This is a genomic window from Vibrio sp. D173a (assembly GCF_030248475.1).
Genome location: NZ_JAHGAH010001196.1, coordinates 1 through 703 on the forward strand (window position 1 = coordinate 1; position 703 = coordinate 703).

The window sequence follows — 703 nt, forward strand, 5'->3', positions numbered from 1 at the left end:
AAAGCGGTTGTACTTTCTTACGACCTAGACGCTTACTCTCAGTTTGCTGAAGACATCTATGTGGATGGTGAAGAAGTAGATAGCGAGTGGTCGACATCCACATTGAAAGCGACTTACGTTAACTCTGGTGAAGTTCAGCCATACGTTAAAGTAGCTGCAGATAACTCTGACATTGAAGATACCACCTTCACTGCTGGTGTTGTTATCGCACTGTAACAAGCAATTCTTATTCGCTTTGGATGTAAATCCCTACCTTTAAGCTCGGATGCTTGTTGTCAGCGTCATGGCATTTTGTTTCACGACCACTCAAGGAGTGAGTGGTTTTTTTGTTGCCTTTACAGTGAAGTGAGCAGCAGGTTACAACTCCGTGTGAGTTAAAATAATCCCCCCATTCCCGAAGTAACGGTATGGTGATGCGTATTGAACAAGAAAGTATCGACTGGTTTGATAACATTGTTCATGCTCACCAAGATTAGGTATGCTCAGCGCATGCCTTTTTTGTTTTTGGGAGTTTCTTTTGTCTGACCATCAATTTACATCGCAAGATGAAGCCTTTATGCGCCGCGCTATGGAGTTAGCACATCAAGCTGAGCTTGAGGGTGAAGTGCCGGTTGGGGCTGTATTGGTAAAGGATGGTGAAATCATTTCAGAAGGGTGGAACCGTTCGATTGGTAGCCATGATGCGACCGCGCATGCTGAGATT

Annotated in this window: 2 protein-coding genes; both read left to right on the plus strand. The window is 44.5% G+C overall.

Going from position 1 to position 703, the window contains the following annotated elements; genetic code table 11:
- A partial coding sequence (locus KIV40_RS32260) for a hypothetical protein (protein WP_285353422.1) occupies window positions 1–216 on the plus strand: 216 nt, incomplete at its 5' end.
- 262 nt (window positions 217–478) lie between these two features.
- The coding region (locus KIV40_RS32265; protein WP_285353424.1) for a nucleoside deaminase at window positions 479–703 on the plus strand (225 nt) is incomplete at its 3' end.